The organism is Rhodospirillales bacterium (genome assembly GCA_016872535.1).
Taxonomy (GTDB): domain Bacteria; phylum Pseudomonadota; class Alphaproteobacteria; order Rhodospirillales; family 2-12-FULL-67-15; genus 2-12-FULL-67-15.
On record VGZQ01000135.1, the window covers coordinates 1 to 4,228 of the forward strand.

At 68.4% G+C, this 4,228-nt stretch carries 4 protein-coding genes; all 4 read left to right on the plus strand.

The annotated features are described in order from the left end of the window. Positions 1-36 precede the first annotated feature (36 nt). The 4 genes from FJ311_15935 (at position 37) to FJ311_15950 (ending at position 4,007) form a co-directional block, all read left to right on the plus strand. The gene (locus FJ311_15935; GenBank protein ID MBM3952924.1) at positions 37-399 is read left to right on the plus strand and encodes a flagellar protein FhlB; all 363 of its coding nucleotides are present in this window, start codon (positions 37-39) and stop codon (positions 397-399) included. After that, positions 396-710 carry a hypothetical protein gene (locus FJ311_15940; protein MBM3952925.1) on the plus strand — a complete coding sequence of 105 codons (315 nt, stop codon included), beginning with the start codon at positions 396-398 and terminating at the stop codon, positions 708-710. Before FJ311_15935 ends, FJ311_15940 begins: the two co-directional genes overlap by 4 nt. Before the next feature lie 194 nt (positions 711-904). Further along, positions 905-1,972 carry a flagellar biosynthesis protein FlhB gene (flhB, locus tag FJ311_15945; GenBank protein MBM3952926.1) on the plus strand — a complete coding sequence of 356 codons (1,068 nt, stop codon included), beginning with the start codon at positions 905-907 and terminating at the stop codon, positions 1,970-1,972. A 1-nt stretch (position 1,973) separates the two neighbouring features. Next, positions 1,974-4,007, plus strand: coding sequence for a PAS domain-containing protein (locus FJ311_15950; GenBank protein ID MBM3952927.1), 2,034 nt, complete (start codon positions 1,974-1,976; stop codon positions 4,005-4,007). Positions 4,008-4,228: the final 221 nt, after the last annotated feature.

A 4,228-nucleotide genomic window follows, 5' to 3' on the forward strand; every position in this document is an offset into this window, starting at 1 on the left:
GCTATTCGGGACCGAGGGCATTTCGGGAGGGCGAACGTGGCCGAGCAGAGACCCGCCGACGGCGAAGCCGGAAACGCGCGCACGCCCCCGCAAACGGCGCTCGCGGTCGCGCTCAAATACGAACCCGCAACCGAGTTCGCGCCCAAGGTGGTGGCGAGCGGCCGGGGCTCGATCGCCGAACAGATTCTCGCCATCGCCTTCGCCAAGGGCATCAAGGTGCGCGAGGACGCCGACCTCGCCCAGCTGCTGAGCGTGATCGAGATCGACAGCGAAATCCCGATCGAGGCCTTCGCCGCGGTCGCCGAAATTCTCGCCTACGTCTACCGCGCCAACGGCGATTGGCCCGATTTCCTGGAGCGGATCAAGAACGCGGCAACTCCCGAGGAACGTCCCGCATGAGCAAGACCCCGCCTTCGGGCCCGCCCGCGCACCCACCGGCACCCCACGTGCTGACCGGGGAACTGGCGCGGGTGCGCGTCGCCATCGCGCGCGCCAAGGACGACCTCGCCCAGGACCGCATGCCCGATCTCGCCGACCTGCGCTCGATGGTCGCCGGAGTCTGCGCCACCGCCCTGCACGGCGCCGAATCCGGCGGCGCCCCCGATCCGGCGAAGGCGAGCGCGCTGGAGGCCATGCTCGCCGAGCTCGAGGTGCTCGAGGACGAAGTGCGCAAGTTCCGCGACCGCCTGGCCAAGCAAGGCCGGGGATAGGCCCCAGGGAGTCGCCCGTGGATTTCGGCGATTACTTCCGTTTCGTGCTGGCGCTCGCGTTCGTGCTCGCCCTGATCGGGGTGATGGCGTGGCTGCTGACCGCGGTCATCACGGGAATGATGCTGGTCTTCGCCGATCGTTTCCGCGCCGCCTGGAGCGTATTCGCGCCGCTGTGAGCGGCGGAGGCACGGACCATGGCCGAGCAAGACGACGCCGACAAAACAGAAGATCCTTCGGGACGAAAACTCGATCGCGGCCGCGCCCGCGGCCAGGTCGCCCAATCCCAGGAAGTCGCCCATTGGGGCATCCTGATGGCGGGCGCGCTGCTGGTCCTGTTCGCCGCGCCGTGGACCATGAGGCACGTCGCGCGCGTGGCGCTGCCGTTCCTCGAATCGCCCTCGCAGATCCCGGCCGACATGGGCCGCCTGCAAATGCTGTTCGGCGACGTCGCGCTCGCCCTGCTGGTGGCGGTATGGCCGGTGTTCCTGTTCCTGGTGATCGCGGCGCTCGCCATCCACATCGTACAGACCGGGCTGGTGTGGGCAACCGAAAAATTCGAGCTCGACTGGAACCGGCTTTCGCCGATCAGCGGCTTCAAGCGCCTGGTTTCGACGCGCACGCTCGCCGAGTTCGTCAAGGGCATCGTCAAGATCGCCGTCATCGGCGGCGTCATCTTCACCGCCGCGCTGCCGATCCTGAAGGACGTCGAGCTGCTGCCGGCGATGAGCCTCGGCGCGGTGCTCGACCATTCCGAGGCGGTGGTGCTGCGCGTCGCCGCCGCGACGCTCGCGGTGCTGACCGTAATCGCCGGGTTCGACTACGTCTACCAGCGCTACATGTTCCTGCGCCAGATGCGCATGAGCAAGCACGAGGTCAAGGAGGAGCACAAGCAGGCCGAGGGCGACCCCCACGTCAAGGCGCGCATCCGCTCGCTCCGGCGCGAGCGCGCACGCCAGCGCATGATGGCGGCGGTGCCGAAGGCGACCGTGGTCGTCACCAACCCGACCCACTACGCGGTCGCGCTCGCCTACGAGATGGAGAAGATGGAGGCGCCCAAGCTGGTCGCCAAGGGCGCCGATTACGTCGCGCTCCGCATCCGCGAGATCGCCGAGGAGCACGAGGTGCCGATCGTCGAAAACCCGCCGCTCGCCCGCGCCCTGTTCGCCAGCGTCGAGCTGGACCAGGAAATCCCGATCGAGCACTATAAGGCGGTGGCCGAGGTGATCGGCTACGTCATGCGCCTCAAGGGCAAGCTGCATTGACATGAATCGTCCCAACCCGCCGCGCGGAACTCCGCCGCGCCCGCCGACCCTGGGCGAAGCGGCGAAGAACGCGCTCGGCGCCTTCCGCGCGTGGTGGTCGCCGCCCGATGATCGCGAACGCGGCGAGCGAGACGCAGTCGACTCCCGTCGCTCGCGCGACGAGGCGGCCATGGCCGAATACCTCGACAACCTGCCGGCAGGGATCTTTTCCGCCGACGCCGACGGGCGCATGCTCTACGTCAACCGCACGCTCGCCGACTGGCTCGGGCGCTCGGCGGGCGCCATCGTCGGCCGCCCGTTCGCCGACTTTGTCGTCGAGGCGACGCCGTTTCCGCTCCCGCCCGAAGGCGGCGCGCTCGACGGCGGCGACATCGTGCTCGCCGACGATGCTGGCGGCTCGTTTCCCGCGGTGCTGCTGCAAACGGTGCGCGCCGGCGCCGACGGCCTGCCGCTTTACACCCGCTCCCTGGTGATGCGCGATTTCGCCCGGCGCGCGGAAACCGCGCCCGCCGCGCCCGCGTTGCCGGCGTGGCTGTTCGAGCGCTCCCCGGTCGGGATCGCCCTGCTCGACTATTCCGGCATAGTCGCCGAATGCAACGAGGCGTTCCTCGCGCTGGTCGGCGCGCCGCGCGACGCCGTGATCGGCCGCCCGCTCGCCGAGCGGCTGGCGCCCGAGGACCGCGCCGAGGCCGCTGCCCAGTTCTCCAAACTGGTGATGGGCACCGCGCCCGCGGCCCACGTCGAGGTGCGGCTCGTCGGCGCGGAAGGGGCCGAGCGCGCCGCCGCGATCCACGCCCGTCCGGCGGGCGAAGGCGGCGACGACCGGCTGGTGCTGCACGTGGTTGACACCACCGAGCGCAAGCACCTGGAGGTGCAGTTCGCCCAGGCGCAGAAGATGCAGGCCATGGGCCAGCTCGCCGGCGGCATCGCCCACGACTTCAACAACCTGCTCACCGCCATGATCGGCTTTTCCGATCTGCTGCTCGCGCGCCACGGCGCAGGCGATCCCTCGTTCGCCGACATCATGCAGATCAAGCAGAACGCCAACCGCGCCACCAACCTGGTGCGCCAGCTGCTCGCGTTCTCGCGGAAGCAGACGCTGGCCCCGGTGGTGCTCGACGTAGCCGAGGCGCTCGCCGATCTCTCGCACCTGCTCGGCCGCCTGCTCGGCGCCAAGATCGAACTCAGGCTCGAACACGGCCGCAACCTCGCCCACGTGCTGGTCGATCGCGGCCAGTTCGACCAGGTGATCATCAACCTCGCGGTCAACGCCCGCGACGCCATGCCGGGCGGCGACACGCTCGCCATCCGCACCGGCATGGCCGAGATCGCCGCGCCGACCCAGCGCGGCCACGAGCTGGTCGCGCCCGGCCGCTACGTCGCGATCGAGATCGCCGACACCGGCTCCGGCATCCCGAAGGAAAATCTTTCCCGCATCTTCGAGCCGTTCTTCTCGACCAAGGAAGTGGGCGCCGGCACCGGGCTCGGGCTTTCGACCGTCTACGGCATCGTGCACCAGACCGGCGGCTACATCTTCGTCGAATCGGCGGTCGGCGAGGGCAGCACCTTCACCATCTACCTCCCCGCGCAGGAACAGGCGGCGGCCGACCGCACCGCCAAGGCGCGGGTGCCGGCGGCGGAACTCGACGCCGACCTCACCGGCGCCGGCACCATTTTGCTGGTGGAGGACGAGGACGCGGTGCGGCTCTTCGGCGGGCGCGCGCTCCGCAACAAGGGCTACCGGGTGCTGGAAGCCGCCGACGGCGAACAGGCCCTCGACGTGGTCAACCAGGCGATCGGCGAGGGCCAGAAGATCGATTTGATTCTCAGCGACGTAATCATGCCCGGCATGGACGGCCCGACCCTCGTGCAGCTTTTGCGCCAGGAACTGCCGGGGGTGAAAGTCATATTGATGTCGGGCTACGCCGAGGACGCGGCGCGCGCGCTCGAAAACGATCCCTCGCTCAACTTCCTGCCCAAGCCCTTCAGCCTCGCCGGTCTCGCCGGCAAGGTGAAGGAAGTGATGAAGAGTTGATCCTCTCCCGGGGTGTCGCGCCGCGCAGATTCGCCGTGAACTTATCGGGAACATGATGTTAAAACACTATATAAATCAATAATTTATAAAATACGCTGGACGGCGAGAACAAAACGCGTACATTGGCCCCAAGGCGTCGCGCCCGAGGAATACGGGAAACATTGGAACCGCCGCAACCCCTATGGAATAAGTGAGGCACGTCATGTCCGCCAACCCCGCTT

Bases quoted from the DNA above. Each gene is read 5' to 3' on its own strand.
- FJ311_15940 (MBM3952925.1), top strand. From the start codon at position 396: ATGAGCAAGACCCCGCCTTCGGGCCCGCCCGCGCACCCACCGGCACCC.
- FJ311_15950 (MBM3952927.1), top strand. From the start codon at position 1,974: ATGAATCGTCCCAACCCGCCGCGCGGAACTCCGCCGCGCCCGCCGACC.
- flhB (MBM3952926.1), top strand. From the start codon at position 905: ATGGCCGAGCAAGACGACGCCGACAAAACAGAAGATCCTTCGGGACGA.